The organism is Sandarakinorhabdus sp. DWP1-3-1 (assembly GCF_049896705.1).
Classification (GTDB): Bacteria; Pseudomonadota; Alphaproteobacteria; order Sphingomonadales; family Sphingomonadaceae; genus Sandarakinorhabdus.
The window spans coordinates 606,742-623,710 of sequence record NZ_JAFCUV010000002.1 but is presented as its reverse complement, the minus strand read 5'-3'; the positions used below and the strand labels follow the sequence as shown (position 1 = coordinate 623,710).

The following is a 16,969-nucleotide window of genomic DNA, read 5'->3' as shown; positions in this document are numbered from 1 at the left end:
GACCGGGTGCGGGGCCGGGAGAGACGCATGACACGCCATTATCACCTGCTCGCCACCCTCGCGCTCGCCGCTGTTGCTGTTCCGGCCGCGGCGGCCGAACCGCCGGCCGGCAAGACCTGCATCGGCAACCGCGAGATCAAGGAAAAGCGGATGGCCGCCGACACCGGCTATTTTGTCCGCACCGCCGCCGGCTGGTGGCACAACCAGACCAGTTGCCCGGCCTTTGGCCAGGCGCGATCGCTGATCACCCGGTCGTACAATGATCGCCAGTGCCGCGGCGATGTCGTCGATGTCTTCGATCCGTTCAGCCGCATCACCTTCGGCAGCTGCCCGCTCGGTGCCTGGGAAAAGGTCGCGGGCCCGCCGCCGAAGGGGAAGTGAGCCGCCGCTAACGCGCCGCGTGCCGCGCCTCGATGGCGTCCCAGATCAGCGCCGGGGTGTCGGTGCCGTTGAAACGGTCGATGGCGACGATGCCGGTGGGCGACGTGACGTTGATCTCGGTCAGATAGCCGGCAATGACGTCGATGCCGACGAAGACCAGCCCGCGCGCTTTCAGCTCGGGGCCGATGATGGCGCAGATCTCGGCCTCGCGCGCGGTCAGTTGGGTCGCGTGGGCGGCGCCGCCGGCGGCCAGGTTGGACCGGATTTCGCCCGATTTCGGCAGCCGGTTGATCGCCCCGGTGGCGACGCCGTCGACGAGCACGATGCGCTTGTCGCCCTCGCTGACCTGCGGCAGGAACGCCTGCACCATGAACGGCTCGTTCCAGACAGTGCCGAACAGTTCGACCAGCGCCGGCAGGTTGCCGTCGCTCTTGTCGATCAGGAACACCGCGGCGCCGGCATTGCCATAGAGCGGCTTCACCACCACGGCGCCGTGGCGGCCCCGGAATTCCATCGCCTCGGCAAGCGAGCGGGTGACCAGCGTCGGCGGCATCAGGTCGGGATAGCGCAGCACAAACAACTTTTCGGGCGCGTTGCGCACCTCGGCGGGGTCGTTGACCACCAGGGTCTCGCCCTGGATCATCTCGAGCAGGTGGGTGGCGGTGATATAGCCCATGTCGAACGGCGGGTCCTGCCGCATCAGCACGACATCGCTGTCATGGCCGAGATCGAGGGTCGCCGCCTCGCCGCCCCAGGCAAAGTGATCGCCGGCTTCACGCTGCACGGTCAGCGGCCGCGCCCGGGCGCGTACCCGGCCCTGTTCCGCCGATAGCGCGGTGGCGAGATAGTGATGCAGCGTGTGGCCGCGCCGCTGCGCCTCCAGCATCAGCGCAAAGGTCGAATCGCCGTTGATGTTGACGGCTTCGATCGGGTCCATCTGGACGGCGACGCGGAGGGACATGGCTGGGGTTCCGATCTGGCGGGTGACGGACAGCCCCTAGCAACTTTCGTCAGCGCCGCGAAGGCGGCGCCGGCGGCCGCGTCAGCTGTCGGACCGCGCCAGGGCCGCCAGCGCGGCCTGGATACGGCGCGCCATCGCGGTATCGTGCGTCGTTTCCAGCATCGCCGTCAGGCTGCCGCGCGCCGCCTTGTTGGCGCCGACGAGCTGTTCCAGCCGCGCCCGTTCCCACCACAGGGTCGACAGCCGCGGGGCGATCATCGTCATGCGCTCATAAAGGCGCAACGCCCGCTTGGTATCGCCACTGCTGCGCGCCCGGCTGGCCTGGTTGGTGATCAGCCGGATCAGCAGCTGGCGATTGGTCATCGGGTCGAAACGTGCCGACGCCGGTTCACCGCCGCCGTGGCGCGCGATTTCCATGGCGCGTTCGCGCGAAATGCCCATGCCATGGTCGAACGGGTCGATCAGCGCCGCATCGACGCCGCCGGTAACCTCGACGATGACATGGCCCGGCAGGTTCAGCGCCTCGGCCCCCCAGCCGACCCGGCGCGCCAGGGCGACATACAGGATCGACAGCGCCACCGGCAGGCCGCGGCCGCGCTCGACGACGGCGATCAGGTCGGCATTGAGCGGGTTGTCATAATCCTCGCTGGCGCCGGTCAGCCCGGCTTCCCCCGCGATCAGCCCCGACAGGCGGCGTGCCCGGCCGCTGCCCGAAACCGGCTGGGTGTCGCGCTGCAGCGCGATCGCCCAGCCACTGACCAGGCGGCGCAGACGGGCTGGATCGGCCTCGGGACGGTCGCAGCGCGCGATGGCGATGCTGGCCTCCACCAGGTCGATGTCAACGTCGTCGAGCAAGCCCAGTTCGTTCAATTCCATCGCTCACCCCTCTCGAGTGACGGCGATCATGTGCACCGGAAGTGCCCATGGCCGCACCAGTACGGCATCGATCCGCGAGGAGGTGCAACGCCCTGCATAACGCGGAGCCAGCACACGCGACGCGGCCTCGATCCGCCGCAAGGCCGCAGGATGCAATGCAAACAATGCGGTGTCGAGTGTCGCGCGCGCCTTGACCTCGACAAAAACCAGCGTTGTGCCCTTGCTGGCAACAAGATCGACCTCCCCCAGCGGCGTGCGGGCCCGACGGGCAAGTATTCGGTAACCTTTGGCGCGAAGGTACCAGGCGGCAAGCGATTCGGCGCGCCGGCCCTTCTTGTCGTTTTTCCGCCGCGAATCGGTATCAGGACGCGGCATTGTCACGCTTCAGCGCCAACGCACGTGAATAGACCTGGGCCCGCGGCAACCCCGTCGCCGCGCTGACCGCGGCGACCGCGCTTTTGACGCTGGCATCGGCCAGCGCCGCCAGCAGGGCCGCATCGAGCGTCGCCGCATCGGCCGGAGGTGATTCGCCAGGCGGCGCGATGGTGATGACGATCTCGCCGCGGGGCGCTGCCTCGGCATAGCGGGCGGCGAGTTCCGACAGGCTGCCGGCAACCGATTCCTCGAAACGCTTGGTCAGTTCCCGGCCGATCACCGCCGGCCGGTCGCCGAGCCCTTGTGCCAGCGCGGCGAGGCTGGCGGCAAGACGCGGTCCCGATTCATACAGCACCAGCGTCGCCTTGATGCCGGCCAGTTCGGCGATGGCGGTGGCGCGCGCGCCGGCCTTGGCGGGCAGGAAGCCGGCGAACAGGAATCGATCGGTCGGCAGGCCCGACAGCGTCAGCGCCGCCACCGCGGCGCAGGGGCCGGGGATGGTGACGAGATTGACCCCGGCGGCGCGGGCATCGCGGACGAGCTTGTAGCCAGGGTCGGAAATCAGCGGGGTGCCGGCGTCCGAGACCAGCGCCACCGGCTCGCGCAGCGCCCGGGCAACCAGGTTCTGGCGCACCTTGTCGTCGCTGTGATCATGATAGGCGAGCATCGGCACCCGCGCACCGATATGGTGGAGCAGCTTGGCAGTCACCCGCGAATCCTCGGCCGCGATCAGCGCCACGCCGGCGAGAACGGCAGCGGCGCGCGGCGACAGATCACCAAGATTGCCGATTGGCGTCGCGACGATGTAAAGGCCGGGCCCTAGCGCCGGCGCAAGATCCGGCGAAATACGGTTTTCTGGGTGAAGAGGTTGCACATGCGTATCCTGATGCGAACGGCGGCGAATAGGCAAGCGCCGCGGCTGCTGGCGCTGGTCGTGGCGCTGGGGCTGACCGCCTGCGTCGCGCCGGAGCGCCGGGTGGCCACCGCGCCGCCGCCGATCGCCGTGCCTGTGGCCCCCGCGCCGGCGCCGCTGGTCGAGGCGCAGCAGAACCGCGTCGCGCTGCTGGTGCCGCTGACCGGATCGAATGCGCCGGTCGGCCAATCGATCGCCAATGCCGCCAACATGGCGCTGCTCGATGTCGGCGACAAACGCGTCAACCTGCGCGTCTATGACACCACGCCGGGTGCCGCGGCGGCCGCGCAGCGCGCACTGGCCGATGGCGCGCGCCTGTTCCTTGGCCCGCTGCTCGCCGGCGATGTCCGCGCCGTGCAGGCCGTCGCGGCCACCGCCGGCGTGCCGGTCATCAGCTTTTCCAACGATTCGAGCCTCGCCGGTGGTGACGTCTACGTCCTGGGCTTCCAGCCGGGCCAGTCGATCGCCCGCACCATCGCCTATGCCAAAGGCCGCGGCATCGATCGCTTTGCGGCGCTGGTACCCGCCGGCGTCTATGGCCAGCGCGCCCAGACCGCGTTCGTGCGGGCCGTCGATGCGGTCGGCGGCCGTTCGACGGCCGTGGTCAGCTATACCCGCGACCCGACCCGGATGGCGGCAGCGGCGCGCAGCGTCACCAACTATGATGCGCGCATCAAGGCGGGCGGCGGCACCGCCAGCATCCGCCCCGACGGCAGCGTGGCGGCGGTGACCGGCGCACTTGCACCGGTACCGTTCCAGGCGCTGCTGATCGCCGATTCGGGCAGCGCCGCGGCGCAGTTCCTGCCGGCACTGGCCAAGTTCGGCGCCGCCCCCGGCACTGTCATCCTGCTCGGCACCGAATTGTGGAACAACGAGCCTGGCCTAGCCCGTGCCGCGGCGCTGCGCGGGGCGCTGTTCGCCTCCGTGCCCGACGAGCGCTTCCGCCGGCTCGCCGAACGGTATCGCGCCAAATTCGGCAGCAGCCCGTCGCGGCTGGCAAGCTTTGGCTATGATTCGATCCTGCTGGTGAACAATATCGCCGGCAACTGGCCGCTGGGCGCGCCGTTCCCGCGCGGGCAATTGACGACGCGCGATGGCTTTGCCGGCATCGACGGCGCGTTCCGCTTCACGCCGGGCAATATCGCCGAACGCTCGCTGGAAGTGCAGCAGATCGGCAATGGCGCGATCACGACGGTGGCGCCGGCGGCGCGGGGGTTTGCGAACTAGTAGCGCGGGCGGGACGCCTGGGGAGCGCGGGCAAAGCCCGCGCTGACGTCAGACGCGTTCGGCCAGCGTGGCTGTCCGCCGCGCTGGCGCCTGTCGGCGCGTAACAGGTGATTGCTGCGCAATCAGCCCGTTACGCGCCGCGGCGCTGCGCTTAGAACTTCGTGCGGACCGTGATGCCGTAGGTGCGGGGTTCGGCCGGGAAGGTGATGAACAGCTGGTTGGCGGTAGCGGACAGGCCCGTTGCAACGGCGCGGAAGGTGCCACTACCCTGGAGCGGTGCGTCGGCGGCGACCTGCTGGTAGAGCTCGTCGAACAGGTTCTGCGCCCACAGTTCGATGCCCCAGCGCTTGTCCTTGCCATAAAGGCCAATGCGCGCATTGGCGACGATGAAGCCGGGCTGGATCTTTTCGAAATCGAGATCCGAGCCGGTGTTCAGCGCCGAGGTGTAGCGGAAGTCGAAGTACAACAGGGCCGACAGCGACTCGTTGATCTGCGGCGTCCAGGCGGCGCTGCCGGTGACGACATATTCCGACGAGTTGGACAGGGTGCGGCCCGGCAGCTGGAACAGCGTCGGCGCCAGCGACACGCCGTTGAGGCCGGTCAGCTGCTTGGCGTAACTGGCATCGGTATAGGTGGCGCCGGTCGTCAACGTGAAATCGGGGAACGGGAAGAAGAAGGCTTCGATTTCGAGGCCTTTCGACACCAGGCCGGCCTTTTTCTTGCCGGCGCAGGTCGAGTTGCCGGCGATCAGGTCGCGGTCGCGGCCGCCCAGGTCGTCGCCGCAGCCACCGATGTTGGTGACCTCGAAATTGACGCCGTTGAAGGTGTTGAGCTGGAAGTCGTCGAACTTCTGGTAGAAGGCGGCAACGTTGAGCTTGAACGCCTGCAGGTCGAGCTTGGCGCCCAGCTCGAACGAATTGACGATTTCCGGCGCGAACTGCAGGTTGAACGCCGAGGGCGCCGTCGCATTCAGCGCCGAGGTGTCGAGGTTGAAACCACCGGCCTTGTAGCCGCGCGAGTAGCTGCCATAGACGAGCAGGTCGTCGATCGGCTTTACCGACAGCACGGCCGTCCCGGTGAATTCGTCTTCCTTGCGCACCGTGCCCGGGTCGCCGACGTTGAAGCCCGGACCCGGCGTGTTGTTGATGACGCAGGCGACCGACGTCACCGTCGGGCGCAGCGCCGCGAGCGGGCCGAGATTGCCGGTGAAGCGGCGCAGCGCCCCGCAGAAATTGTTGCTGGACTGGAAGACGCCTTCCAGTTCCTTCTTTTCATTGGTGTAGCGCAGGCCAAGGGTCAGCGAGATCTTGTCCGGAACGATGTTGACGACGTTGTGGGTGAAGAAGGCATAGTTGGTGCTCTTCTGCTTGAAATAGCCGCCCTGGACGATGCCGGTGTTGTTGAGCAGGCTCTGCCCCGTCGGGGTCACATAACCGATGGCATTGGCGAAGGTCTGCAGCAAATTGGGGCTGAATGCCGCGAACTGGGTGTTGTAATAACGTTCGAAATCATTGCCATAAACGAGATTATCGTCGGTGCGCAGCGTCTCGCTGGAAAAATAGGCGCCGACGAGGTAGTCGAGCCGGTCACCCAGCGCATTGCCCTGCAACCGGACTTCCTGGCTGAAGGTCTGGAACTTGCGATTGGCATCGTCGCGGCGAAGGATGTCGAGATTGTTGAAATCGGCATCCTGGGCAGACTTGTTCTTGAACTGGCGATAGCCGGTGATCGAGGTCAGCTTGGCGCCGCCGAGATCCCAGTTGAGTTCACCCGACACGCCCCAGTCGCGGGTGCGCTGGTCATAGCTGGCACCCGGCGTCACCGAGGTCGCATAGGCATATTTGGTGCCGTCGGTCGGCACCGCGAACCTGCCGCCGAGCCCGGTCATCAGGGTGCGGATGCTGTTCGGCGAGAACACGACATTGCCGGCGGCATCGCGCGACAGGTTCTGCGTCGGCGCGATGATGGCGGCGGCGCAGCATTCCTCGTTCTTCTGATTATAGTCGCCGATCAGCCTGATCGAGATATCGTCGGTCGGCTTCAGCAGCAGTTGGCCGCGGACGAGGAAACGGTCGCGATTGTTGATGTCGCGGCCCGAGATGATGTCTTCGACGAAGCCGTCGCGCTTGTTGAAGACGCCGTCGATGCGGAATGCCGCCTTGTCGCCCAGGATCGGCCCGGTCAGGCTGCCCATCAGGCGGATGTTGTTGTAATTGCCATAAGTGGCTTCGGCCATGCCACCGGGTTCGAACTGCGGCAGCGCCGTGGTGATGCTGATGAGGCCCGCCGAGGCGTTGCGGCCGAACAACGTGCCCTGCGGCCCACGCAGCACCTCGATGCGGTCGATGGGGCCGAGATCGGTGAGGCCGACGCCGGTGCGCGAGCGATAGACGCCATCGATGAACACCGCGACCGAGGATTCGAGTCCGGGGTTTTCGCCGACGGTGCCGACGCCGCGGATACGCGCCGCGCCGTTCGATTCATTGGTGGCGGACGAGACCAGCAGCGACGGCGCGAGCTGGTTGAGCTGGCGAATGTCGGTACCGCCCGAATTCTGCAGCTGTTCGGCGCTGACCGCGCTGACCGCGATCGGCACGTCGGACAGCACCTGGTTGCGCCGGGTCGCCGTGACAACGATCTCGTTGTTGTTTTCGGCTGCCGCCGTCTGTTGCGCCTGGGCAACCGCCGGGATTGCGATGGGCAACACGAACGCCGCAACGGACGCCAGCCAAATGCTCTTCATGCGATCTCCCCAAGCGAAACAGGTTTGCCCTGCGAATAATTAGAGCTTCGATAGATCATTGCGATTTGGCCGCCAATGGAGGCCGCATCCGAAACGGAAAATATTGCAATGCGGTGTGGCAAGCGAACAACACACGGGCCGCCCGTACGCGCGCTTGCCGCCGCCGCGACGGACCGCCATGGTGCCGCGAAATCGCACGACATATCCTTGGGGAGACACGAGAATGAACCGCTTGTCAGGCAAGATCGCGCTGATCACCGGCGCCGCGCAGGGCCTGGGTGCCGCCATGGCGGCCAAGTTCGTCGAAGAGGGCGCCCGGGTGGTGCTGACCGACATCAATGCCGCCGGCGCCGCCGAACAGGCCGCCCAGATCGGCGCGGCGGCGCGCAGCATCGGCCATGACGTGACCAGCCCGGAGGAATGGGAGGCCGCGATCGCCTTTGCCGAAGCGGAATTCGGCGGCATCCATATCCTCGTCAACAATGCCGGCATCTCGGCGGGCACGACGGTCGAGGCCACCAGCTTCGAAGACTGGCGCCGGGTCCATGCCATCGATCTCGACAGCGTGTTCTTCGGCTGCAAGTTGGCGCTGCCGCTGATGGCGCGCACCGTGCACGCGACCGGCGTGCGCGGCTCGATCGTCAACATCTCGTCGATCGCCGGGGTCATCGCCGGCCATAACAGCGCCGCCTACAACAGCGCCAAGGCCGCCGTCCGCCACCTGACCAAATCGGTGGCGCTGCACTGCGCCAAGCAGCGCTATGGCATCACCTGCAATTCGATCCACCCGGTGTTCATCGACACCCCGATCCTCGACGGCATCACCAGCCGCTTCGGCCGCGAGGAGGGGCTGGCCAAGCTCGGCCGGCAAATCCCGCTCGGCGCCGTTGGCGAGCCCGATGACATCGCCTGGGCGGCGGTCTATCTGGCGTCGGACGAGGCCAAGATGGTGACAGGCCACGGCCTGTATGTCGATGGCGGCATTTCGGCGATGTAAGCAAAAGGGCCGGCGGGTGCCCCACCAGCCCTTTGTCATTCGCGGCGACAGGATCGCCTTATTCGTAGTCGGGCCCGAGGTTCTGGTTGCGCGGCGGTTGGGCGGCGGTGATGCGCAGCGCCTCGGCAGAGGCCGACAGCGAGCCGATGGCGTCGGGGGTATCGTCCTCGTTGGCGACGACGCGCTGCATCGAGCTGACGAGGGCTTCCTTCAGGTCGGCCGGCTTGATCAGCTCGTCGGCGATCTCGCGCAGCGCGACGACCGGGTTCTTGTCGCGGTCGCGATCGACGGTGATCTCGGCACCCGACGAGATGGCGCGGGCGCGGGTGGCGGCGAGCAGCACCAGGTCGAACCGGTTGGGGATCTTGTCGACGCAATCTTCGACTGTAACGCGTGCCATGGGGCCGGACTTTCCGATTTTCGGGAAGCGCGGCGTGTGGCGGAGGGGGGCCTGAAAGTCAAGCAGGACTTGACCTTGCGTCGCCCTTCGTCTAACCGCCGCCGCTTCGCAATTGGCCCTGCACCCCCGGTGAAGCAGTGGCCGCGTCCGGCATCATGGCCGGGCGGTGCGAGGCCGGGGTTCGGATCCACTGCCGGGTCCGCATCAGCAAATCGAAAGCGAATCGATGTCGAAGCGTCATAACAGCAAGTACAAGCTTGACCGCCGCATGGGCGAGAACATCTGGGGCCGCCCCAAGTCGCCGGTCAACAAGCGCGAATATGGCCCCGGCCAGCACGGCCAGCGCCGCAAGAGCAAGATTTCGGACTTCGGCATCCAGCTGAAGGCCAAGCAGAAGCTCAAGGGCTATTACGGCGATGTGACGGAAAAGCAGTTCCGTGCCACCTATGCTGCCGCCGTGCAGATGAAGGGCGACACCTCGCAGAATCTCATCGGGCTGCTCGAGCAACGTCTCGACATGGTCGTCTACCGCGCCAAGTTCGCGCCGACGATCTTTGCCGCGCGCCAGATCGTCAACCACGGCCATATCCTGGTCAACGGCCGCCGCTGCAACATCGCATCGGCCAAGGTGAAGCCGGGCGACACGGTCGAACTGGGCGCCAAGGCCAAGGAAATGGCGCTGGTCATGGAAGCCCAGGGCCTGACCGAGCGCGACGTTCCCGAGTATGTTTCGGTCGAAGGCCCCAAGGCCACCTATGTCCGCGTGCCGACGCTGGACGAGGTGCCCTATGCGGTGAAGATGGAACCGAACCTGGTCGTCGAGTTCTACTCGCGCTAAGCGACGATCCACCGACGATACGGAAAAGCCCGGGCCCAGCGCCCGGGCTTTTTCGTTTCCACGGCCCGGCATTGCGCCTGCGTCACGACAGCGGCGCGCTCCCCTTGCCGCTTCGCGCATCCGCTGCTACGACTATAGTGAACAGTGGCTTGGCCGCTGTCTTTCCCGGGCCTTCGTCCTGTTGCCAGCCATGGTGACGTTTGGCGAAGTCGTCCGCGAACAATGCTACCCGGCCGGGGTCGAGGCCGGGCGACTTCTAGGGGCCGGATGATCGAGACGCCAAAAAATCCAGTCGAGGCCGCCCATCGGGCGGACGCGGCATGGACAGCGTCGCGCGCAGGCCTGTCATTCATCCATTCATCAATGCCATCATTCGCACGGGACGCCGCATCGCGCGCACCCGGCACCACCGTTATGCGCCGCGCGCGCCCGTTACCGGGCGGCCGTAGCGCCATGGAGCACCACAATGTCACTACGCATGCTGATCGACGCCCGCCACCCGGAGGAGACCCGGGTCGCCGTCGTCAATGGCCAACGCATCGAGGAATTTGATTTCGAGGCTGCCGACCGGAAGCAGCTGAAGGGCAATATCTACCTCGCCAAGGTCACCAGGGTCGAACCGTCGCTGCAGGCGGCCTTCGTCGAATATGGTGGCAATCGCCACGGCTTCCTGGCCTTTTCGGAAATTCATCCCGATTATTACCAGATCCCGCGCGAGGATCGCGAGGCGCTGCTGCGCGAGGAAGCCGAATACGCTGCCGACCATGACGACCATCATGAGGAGGAACTCGACGAGAACGGCGAACCGCGGGAGCCTTCGGCCGAGGAAGTCGCCGAAACCGGCGGCCAGCACGACGAGCCGACCGACGCGCTGCGCCGCAAGCGCCAGTCGCTGCGCCGCCGCTACAAGATCCAGGAGGTCATCCGCCGCCGCCAGGTGCTGCTGATCCAGGTCGTCAAGGAAGAGCGCGGCTCCAAGGGCGCGGCGCTGACCACCTATCTGAGCCTTGCCGGCCGCTATTGCGTGCTGATGCCCAACACCGCGCACGGCGGCGGCATTTCGCGCAAGATCTCGAACCTGGCCGATCGCAAGCGGCTGAAGACGATCATGGCCGAGCTGAAGCTGCCGCAGGGCATGGGCGCCATCGTGCGCACCGCCGGGCTGAAGCGCAGCGCCGACGATATCCGCCGCGATTTCGACTATCTGACCCGCCTGTGGGACGAGATTCGCGAAAAGACCCTGTCGAGCTCGGCACCGGCACTGATCCACCAGGATTCGGACCTGATCAAGCGCGCCATCCGCGACATCTATCATCGCGATATCGAGCAGGTGCTGGTCGAAGGCCCCGAGGGCTTTGCCGACGCGTCGCGCTTCATGTCGATGCTGATGCCCGGGCACACGCCCAAGGTCGTCGAATATTCCGACAATGTGCCGCTGTTCCAGCGCTTCGGTGTCGAACAGCAGCTGGAGGGCATGTACCAGCCCGTCGTCCAGCTGAAATCCGGCGGCTACATCGTCATCAACCCGACCGAGGCCCTGGTGTCGATCGACATCAACTCCGGCCGATCGACACGCGAATACGGCATCGAGGAAACCGCCACCAAGACCAACCTGGAAGCCGCCGAGGAAATCGGCCGCCAGCTGCGGCTGCGCGACATGGCGGGCCTGGTGGTGATCGATTTCATCGACATGGAGGTTTCCGCCAACAACCGCCGCGTCGAAAAGGCGATGAAGGACGCGCTGCGCAACGACCGCGCCCGCATCCAGATCGGCCGCATCTCGGCCTTCGGGCTGATGGAAATGAGCCGCCAGCGCCTGCGCACCGGCATCCTGGAGGCCAGCACCCACATCTGCCCGATGTGCGAAGGCACCGGCATGGTGCGCTCCGTCGCGTCCGCCGCCCTCGCCGCGCTGCGCGCGCTGGAGGCGGAGGCCCTGCGCGGCCGCGCCAGCGAGTTCACGCTGCGCGCCGGCGACGAGGTGGCCGTCTATATCCTCAACCGCAAGCGCATCGAGCTGGCCGAGCTGGAGGAACTGTACGGCGTCACCATCGTCACCGTGCCCGACGAAGCGCTGATCGGCCCGAATTTCGCCATCGATGCCGGCGGTCCGCCGCCGACCAAGAAGGTCGAGATGCGCGCGCTGCCGGCGCCGGTGCGGATCGAGGACGATCCCGATGACCGCGATGATCGCGACGACGGCGACGCCGAGGACGGCGAGGAGCGGTCCGAGCGCAGCGGGCGTGGGGAACGCAGCGGAGGCGACCGCAACGAGCGCGGCAAGCGCCGCCGCCGGCGCGGTGGCCGCGATCGCGATGGCCGTGACGAAGCCGAGACCGAGACTGTTGCGCCCGTCGAAGCCGCCGAATCCGGCGACGAGATCGACGACACGCCGGTTGTCGCCCGCGACGGTGAAACCCCCGACGAGACCGAGGCCCGCGGCAGCCGCGAGCGCGGCGATCGCAAGCGCCGCCGCCGCGGCCGTCGCGGCAAGCGCGATGGCACGCCGCGCGAGGTGGCGACCGACGTCGCCGCCGATGCCGCGTCCGATACCATGGTCGAGACGCCGATCGCGGACATGACGCATGCCGATGCAGTGCCGGACAAGCCCAAGCGTTCGCGCCGCCGCAAGGCCGATGTCGAGGGCGTTCCCGACATGGTTGCCGAGCCGGTCGCCGAGCCGGAAGCGGTTGCCGTGGCAGAGGCCCCCGAGCCCGCGGCCGAACCCAAGGCAAAGGGCCCGCGCAAGCGTCCGAGCAAGGCCAAGGCCACCGCATCGCCGGCTGCACCCGAAGTCGTGGCCGAGCCGGTTGCTGCCGAGCCGGTCGTGGCCGACGCCCCGGCCAAGCCCAGACGCGGTCGCGGCAAGGCCAAGCCCGACGTTGCCGTGGCGGAGCCGGAAGCCGAAGCTGTCGCTGCCGAGCCCGTGGTCGCCAAGGCCGCGAAGCCGGCCGGCCGTGGCCGCGCCGTTGCCAAGCCGGCCACGACTGCCGAAATAGAAGCGCCGGCCGCTGCTGAAGAGCCTGCGGTACCGGCCGCCGATGCCGCGCCGGTGGTGCCGCGCAAGGGCTGGTGGCAGCGCACCTTCGGCTGATGTGATCACCGGGCGGCGGCCCTGCGTCGCCGTCCGGAATCGCGTTCGGCTCAAATCTCCACCGCTGCCATGGGGAACCCCTGCTTTTGCGGGCAAAAGAAAGCGTTGGGGCCTGGCATCTGGCGCCGGGGGGCATCGACGGCCTAAGTCCCCGATCATGAATGTTACGGAAAATCCGGTCGCAAGCGGCCATGTCGTGCTCGTCGGTGCCGGGCCGGGCGCCGCCGACCTGCTGACGCTGCGCGCCGCCCGCGCCATCGCTGCCGCCGATGTCATCGTCCATGATGGCCTGGTCGGCGCCGATGTCATGGCGATGGTGCCCGCCGGCGCCCGGCTGGTCTCGGTCGCCAAGCGCCGCGATCGCCACACCATGCAGCAGGCCGATATCGGCGCGCTGCTCGTCGCCGAGGCGCAGGCCGGCCATTTTGTCGTGCGGCTGAAAGGCGGCGACCCGTTCATCTTCGGCCGCGGCGGCGAGGAGGTCGAGGCCTGCAACGTCGCCGGGGTCAGCGTCGAGGTGATTCCCGGCGTGTCCTCCGCGCTAGGCGCCGCCGCGGCTGCGCAGATGCCGCTGACGCACCGCGACCATGCCTCCATCGTCAGCTTCGTCGCCGGCGAATGCCGCGGGCTGGCCGAACAAAACTGGGTCGGGCTGGCCGGCAAGGGCCGCACCCTCGTCATCTACATGGGCGTCACCGGATCGGAGCGCATCGCCGAAAAGCTGATGGGCGATGGCCTGGCGCCGGACACTCCCATTGCGATCGTCGAGCGCGCCACCCTGCCCGACATGCGCGTGCTGCGCAGCCTGCTCGCCGACCTCGGCGGCACCGTCGCACGCGAGGCGGTCAAGTCCCCTGCCCTCATCGTCGTCGGCGATGTCGCCACGCTCGGCACCGATACCGTTACCGAAATTGCAAAGGCCCAACCATGCCCCGTGTCCTGACCGCCAACCGGCTCGAAACCGGCGATGTCCTGTGGTGGGACGGCTGCGACTGGAGCACCAGGATCAGCGACGCCGTCGAGATCGGTCCGGAAGGCGAGGCGCTGGTCGCCGATCTCGTCTCCGCCGAGCGGGTCAACGACCCGGCGCTGATCGATGTCACCGGCAGCACGGGCAACTGGCTGCCCACCACCACCCGCGAGCGCGTGCGCGCCTCCGGCCCCAGCGTTCGCGCCGATCTAGCGCGCGGCAGCCTTTCCACGGAAGTCATCTGATGTACAAGTACGACCAATATGACCAGGCTATCGTCGACGCGCGTGTCGCCGAGTTCAAGGACCAGGTCGGCCGCCGTTTGCGCAACGAGATCACTGAGGACCAGTTCAAGCCGCTGCGGCTGATGAATGGCCTCTATCTGCAGCTGCACGCCTATATGCTGCGCGTCGCCATCCCATATGGCACGCTGTCGGGCACCCAGATGCGGATGCTGGCGCATATCGCCCGCAAGTACGACCGCGACTATGGCCATTTCACCACGCGCCAGAATATCCAGTACAACTGGATCAAGCTGGAACAGTTTTCGGACCTGCTCGACGACCTGTCGAAGGTCGAGATGCATGCCTTCCAGACCAGCGGCAACTGTATCCGCAACATCAGTTCCGACCAGTTCGCCGGCGCCGCCGCGGACGAGGTCGCGGACCCGCGGCCTTATGCCGAGCTGCTGCGCCAATGGTCGACGCTGCACCCGGAGTTTTCGTTCCTGCCGCGCAAGTTCAAGATCGCCGTCATCGCCAGCGACACCGACCGCGCCGCCATCCAGCTGCACGATATCGGCCTGCAGCTGTACCGCAATGACGCGGGCGAGCTTGGTTTCCGTGTCTATGTCGGCGGCGGCATGGGCCGCACCCCGATCATCGGCAAGGTGGTGCGGGAATGGATCCCGGTCAGCCAGTTCCTCAGCTATTCGGAAGCGATCCTGCGCGTCTACAACCGCTTCGGCCGCCGCGACAACATCTACAAGGCGCGCATCAAGATCCTGGTCAACGAGCTCGGCATCGAGGAGTTCACCCGCCAGGTGGAGGCGGAATGGGCGGTACTGGAGCCGCTCGGCCTCGACGCGCCCAAGGCCGAATATGACCGGATCATCGCGCAGTTCGCCGAGCCGGAGTATGACGCCGGCGCCCCCGACACGCTCGACCTGTCGGACCCCGACTTCAAGCTGTGGGTTGACCAGAATGTCCACGCCCACAAGCAGCCGGGCTACGCCATCGCGACGATCAGCCTGAAGCCCAAGCGCGGCATTCCGGGCGATGCCTCGTCGGCGCAGATGGACGTGATCGCCGACCTCGCCGAGCGCTATGCCCATGACGAGATCCGGGTGACGCACAGCCAGAACCTGGTGCTTGCCCATGTCCGCAAGGCCGATCTTTATGCGGTCTGGCAGGCGCTCGATGCCGTCGATCTCGCGACGCCGAACCTCGACCAGGTCACCGACATCATCGTGTGCCCCGGCATGGACTATTGCACGCTGGCCAACGCGCGATCCATTCCGATCGCCCAGAAGATCGCCGCCAAGTTCGAGGACGATGCCGCCGAGCAGCGCGACATCGGCGAACTGAAAATCAAGATTTCGGGTTGCATCAACGGCTGCGGCCACCATCACGCCGGCCACATCGGCATCCTGGGCGTCGATAAGAAGGGCGAGGAGGCCTATCAGCTCCTGCTCGGTGGCTCCGGCGCCGAAGACGCGTCGCTGGCCAAGATCCTGGGGCCCGGCTTCGACGAAAATGGCATCGTCGCGGCGGTCGACAAGCTGATCGCATTTTACCGCACCGCGCGCAGCACGCCTGACGAGCGCTTTCTCGACACTTACCGCCGTCTTGGGCCGGCACCGTTCAAGGACGCCGTTTATGGATAACCAGGACCAGCAAGCAGTCGGCGGCGCCGCCCCGCCGCCGCTCGACGATGCGCCGGCGCTGCTGCGCTGGCGGAGCGATGCGCCCGATGACGGCCCGATCGCGCCGCTGGCCGATTTCCTCGCCGGCGGCAATTTTGCGGCGGTGCGGATCGATCCGGGCGAGGATGCGCGGGACCTGGTGCCGCATCTCGGCCGGCTGAAGCTGGTCGAGGTGGCATTCCCCAAGTTCCGCGACGGCCGCGGTTATTCCTCGGCACGCATCCTGCGGGAAGCCGGCTTCACCGGCGAAATCCGGGCGGCGGGCGATATACTGGTCGACCAGATCGAGTTCATGCGGCGCGTCGGTTTCGACAGCTTTGCGCCCGACAAGCCGCTCGACCCCGAGGTCGTGCAGGCGACGCTCGATCGTTATCCGTACGTTTATCAGAAGGCCGCGGACTCCAAGCCGCCGGTCTGGGCCTTGCGGCATGGCTAACAGCGCGCTTGCGCGCGCGGGGGCCAAGCCTGCGCGCGTCATCGACAGCATCACGACGGCGCCGCCGTTCACGGCTGCCGACGTCGCGCGACTGACGGCGAAATATGCCGGGGTGAGCACCGCCGACATGCTCGCCGACCTGCTGGTCGGGGAACTCCACGGCCGCGTCGCTGCGGTGTCGTCGTTCGGCAGCGAATCGGCGGTGCTGCTCGACCTGGTGGCGGCGGTCGACAAGGACGTGCCGGTCATCTTCATCAACACGCAGAAGATTTTCGGCGAGACGCTCGCCTATCGTGACACGCTTGCCGAGCAGTTGGGCTTCACCGACCTGCGCGTCTATCGACCCGATCCGCGGCTGCTGGCGGCGAAGGACGCGACGTCGCTACGCTGGAGCTATGACCCCGACGGCTGCTGCGACCTGCGGAAGGTCGAGCCGCTGCGCCGCGCGCTGGCGCCGTTCGACGCCTGGATTTCGGGCCGCAAGGGTTTCCAGGCCGGCCGCGGCGCGCTGCCGCGGTTCGAGATCGACGAGGGGCGGCTGAAGGTCAACCCGCTTGCCGACTGGGCCAAGGCGGCGATCGACGCGGCCTTCGAGGCCCGCAAGCTGCCGCGGCATCCGCTGGAGGCGCAGGGCTATCCCAGTGTCGGCTGTGTGCCGTGCACATCGCAGGTGCAGCCTGGCGAAGACCCGCGCGCCGGCCGCTGGCGCGGGTGGGACAAGAGCGAGTGCGGGATCCACGATCCGGTCTTTTAGGCATGGTGCCGCGCGCGCAGCGCGCCGACAGGCGCAAGACCGGGCTGCGGGGCGGCTGGCGCTTTGCCAGCCGAACCCGT

The 16,969-nt window shown here is 67.2% G+C and carries 16 protein-coding genes; 10 read left to right on the top strand and 6 right to left on the bottom strand.

What is annotated here, in order from left to right; genetic code table 11:
• The first annotated feature begins 27 nt into the window (after nt 1–27).
• Nucleotides 28–381, top strand: coding sequence for a hypothetical protein (locus ACP7AI_RS12415; RefSeq protein ID WP_426167780.1), 354 nt, complete (start codon nt 28–30; stop codon nt 379–381).
• Between the two features lie 7 nt (nt 382–388).
• On the opposite strand, the gene gshB is transcribed toward ACP7AI_RS12415, so the two are convergent.
• From gshB to rsmI, 4 genes are all read right to left on the bottom strand, one after another.
• A complete protein-coding gene (gshB, locus tag ACP7AI_RS12410) occupies nt 389–1,342 on the bottom strand; it encodes a glutathione synthase (protein WP_426167778.1) in 954 nt (317 codons plus the stop codon).
• 81 nt (nt 1,343–1,423) lie between these two features.
• Nucleotides 1,424–2,218: a tetratricopeptide repeat protein gene (locus ACP7AI_RS12405; RefSeq protein WP_426167777.1), complete on the bottom strand. Its 795-nt coding sequence runs from the start codon at nt 2,216–2,218 to the stop codon at nt 1,424–1,426.
• A gap of 3 nt (nt 2,219–2,221) precedes the next feature.
• Nucleotides 2,222–2,593 carry a YraN family protein gene (locus tag ACP7AI_RS12400; protein ID WP_426167776.1) on the bottom strand — a complete coding sequence of 124 codons (372 nt, stop codon included), beginning with the start codon at nt 2,591–2,593 and terminating at the stop codon, nt 2,222–2,224.
• Nucleotides 2,580–3,467, bottom strand: a complete 888-nt coding sequence (gene rsmI / locus ACP7AI_RS12395; protein WP_426167775.1) for a 16S rRNA (cytidine(1402)-2'-O)-methyltransferase — start codon at nt 3,465–3,467, stop codon at nt 2,580–2,582. The genes ACP7AI_RS12400 and rsmI overlap by 14 nt, the downstream gene beginning before the upstream one ends.
• Between rsmI and ACP7AI_RS12390 the strand changes: the two genes are divergently transcribed.
• On the top strand, nt 3,468–4,733 hold the full coding sequence (locus ACP7AI_RS12390; RefSeq protein ID WP_426167774.1) for a penicillin-binding protein activator: 1,266 nt from the start codon (nt 3,468–3,470) through the stop codon (nt 4,731–4,733).
• Between the two features lie 151 nt (nt 4,734–4,884).
• Here the strand turns inward: ACP7AI_RS12390 and ACP7AI_RS12385 are convergent, their stop codons facing one another.
• Nucleotides 4,885–7,476, bottom strand: coding sequence for a TonB-dependent receptor (locus tag ACP7AI_RS12385; protein WP_426167773.1), 2,592 nt, complete (start codon nt 7,474–7,476; stop codon nt 4,885–4,887).
• Between the two features lie 223 nt (nt 7,477–7,699).
• Between ACP7AI_RS12385 and ACP7AI_RS12380 the strand changes: the two genes are divergently transcribed.
• The gene (locus ACP7AI_RS12380; protein WP_426167772.1) at nt 7,700–8,473 is read left to right on the top strand and encodes a glucose 1-dehydrogenase; all 774 of its coding nucleotides are present in this window, start codon (nt 7,700–7,702) and stop codon (nt 8,471–8,473) included.
• 58 nt (nt 8,474–8,531) lie between these two features.
• Here ACP7AI_RS12380 and rpoZ read toward each other — a convergent pair whose 3' ends face one another.
• Nucleotides 8,532–8,873, bottom strand: coding sequence for a DNA-directed RNA polymerase subunit omega (rpoZ, locus tag ACP7AI_RS12375; protein ID WP_426167771.1), 342 nt, complete (start codon nt 8,871–8,873; stop codon nt 8,532–8,534).
• Nucleotides 8,874–9,099: 226 nt separating this feature from the next.
• Here rpoZ and rpsD point away from each other — a divergent pair, with 226 nt between their 5' ends.
• From rpsD to ACP7AI_RS12340, 7 genes are all read left to right on the top strand, one after another.
• A complete protein-coding gene (rpsD, locus tag ACP7AI_RS12370; RefSeq protein WP_426167770.1) occupies nt 9,100–9,711 on the top strand; it encodes a 30S ribosomal protein S4 in 612 nt (203 codons plus the stop codon).
• 466 nt (nt 9,712–10,177) lie between these two features.
• Nucleotides 10,178–12,805: an Rne/Rng family ribonuclease gene (locus ACP7AI_RS12365; protein ID WP_426167769.1), complete on the top strand. Its 2,628-nt coding sequence runs from the start codon at nt 10,178–10,180 to the stop codon at nt 12,803–12,805.
• 157 nt (nt 12,806–12,962) lie between these two features.
• On the top strand, nt 12,963–13,748 hold the full coding sequence (cobA, locus tag ACP7AI_RS12360) for a uroporphyrinogen-III C-methyltransferase (protein ID WP_426167768.1): 786 nt from the start codon (nt 12,963–12,965) through the stop codon (nt 13,746–13,748).
• On the top strand, nt 13,733–14,020 hold the full coding sequence (locus ACP7AI_RS12355; protein WP_426167766.1) for a DUF2849 domain-containing protein: 288 nt from the start codon (nt 13,733–13,735) through the stop codon (nt 14,018–14,020). Before cobA ends, ACP7AI_RS12355 begins: the two co-directional genes overlap by 16 nt.
• Nucleotides 14,020–15,660 (top strand): nitrite/sulfite reductase, encoded by a 1,641-nt coding sequence (locus ACP7AI_RS12350; protein ID WP_426167764.1) that lies wholly within the window; start codon nt 14,020–14,022, stop codon nt 15,658–15,660. Before ACP7AI_RS12355 ends, ACP7AI_RS12350 begins: the two co-directional genes overlap by 1 nt.
• On the top strand, nt 15,653–16,135 hold the full coding sequence (locus tag ACP7AI_RS12345; RefSeq protein WP_426167762.1) for a DUF934 domain-containing protein: 483 nt from the start codon (nt 15,653–15,655) through the stop codon (nt 16,133–16,135). The genes ACP7AI_RS12350 and ACP7AI_RS12345 overlap by 8 nt, the downstream gene beginning before the upstream one ends.
• Entirely contained in the window at nt 16,128–16,889 is a 762-nt protein-coding gene (locus ACP7AI_RS12340; RefSeq protein ID WP_426167760.1) for a phosphoadenylyl-sulfate reductase, read from the top strand. Before ACP7AI_RS12345 ends, ACP7AI_RS12340 begins: the two co-directional genes overlap by 8 nt.
• The last annotated feature ends 80 nt before the right edge of the window (nt 16,890–16,969 follow it).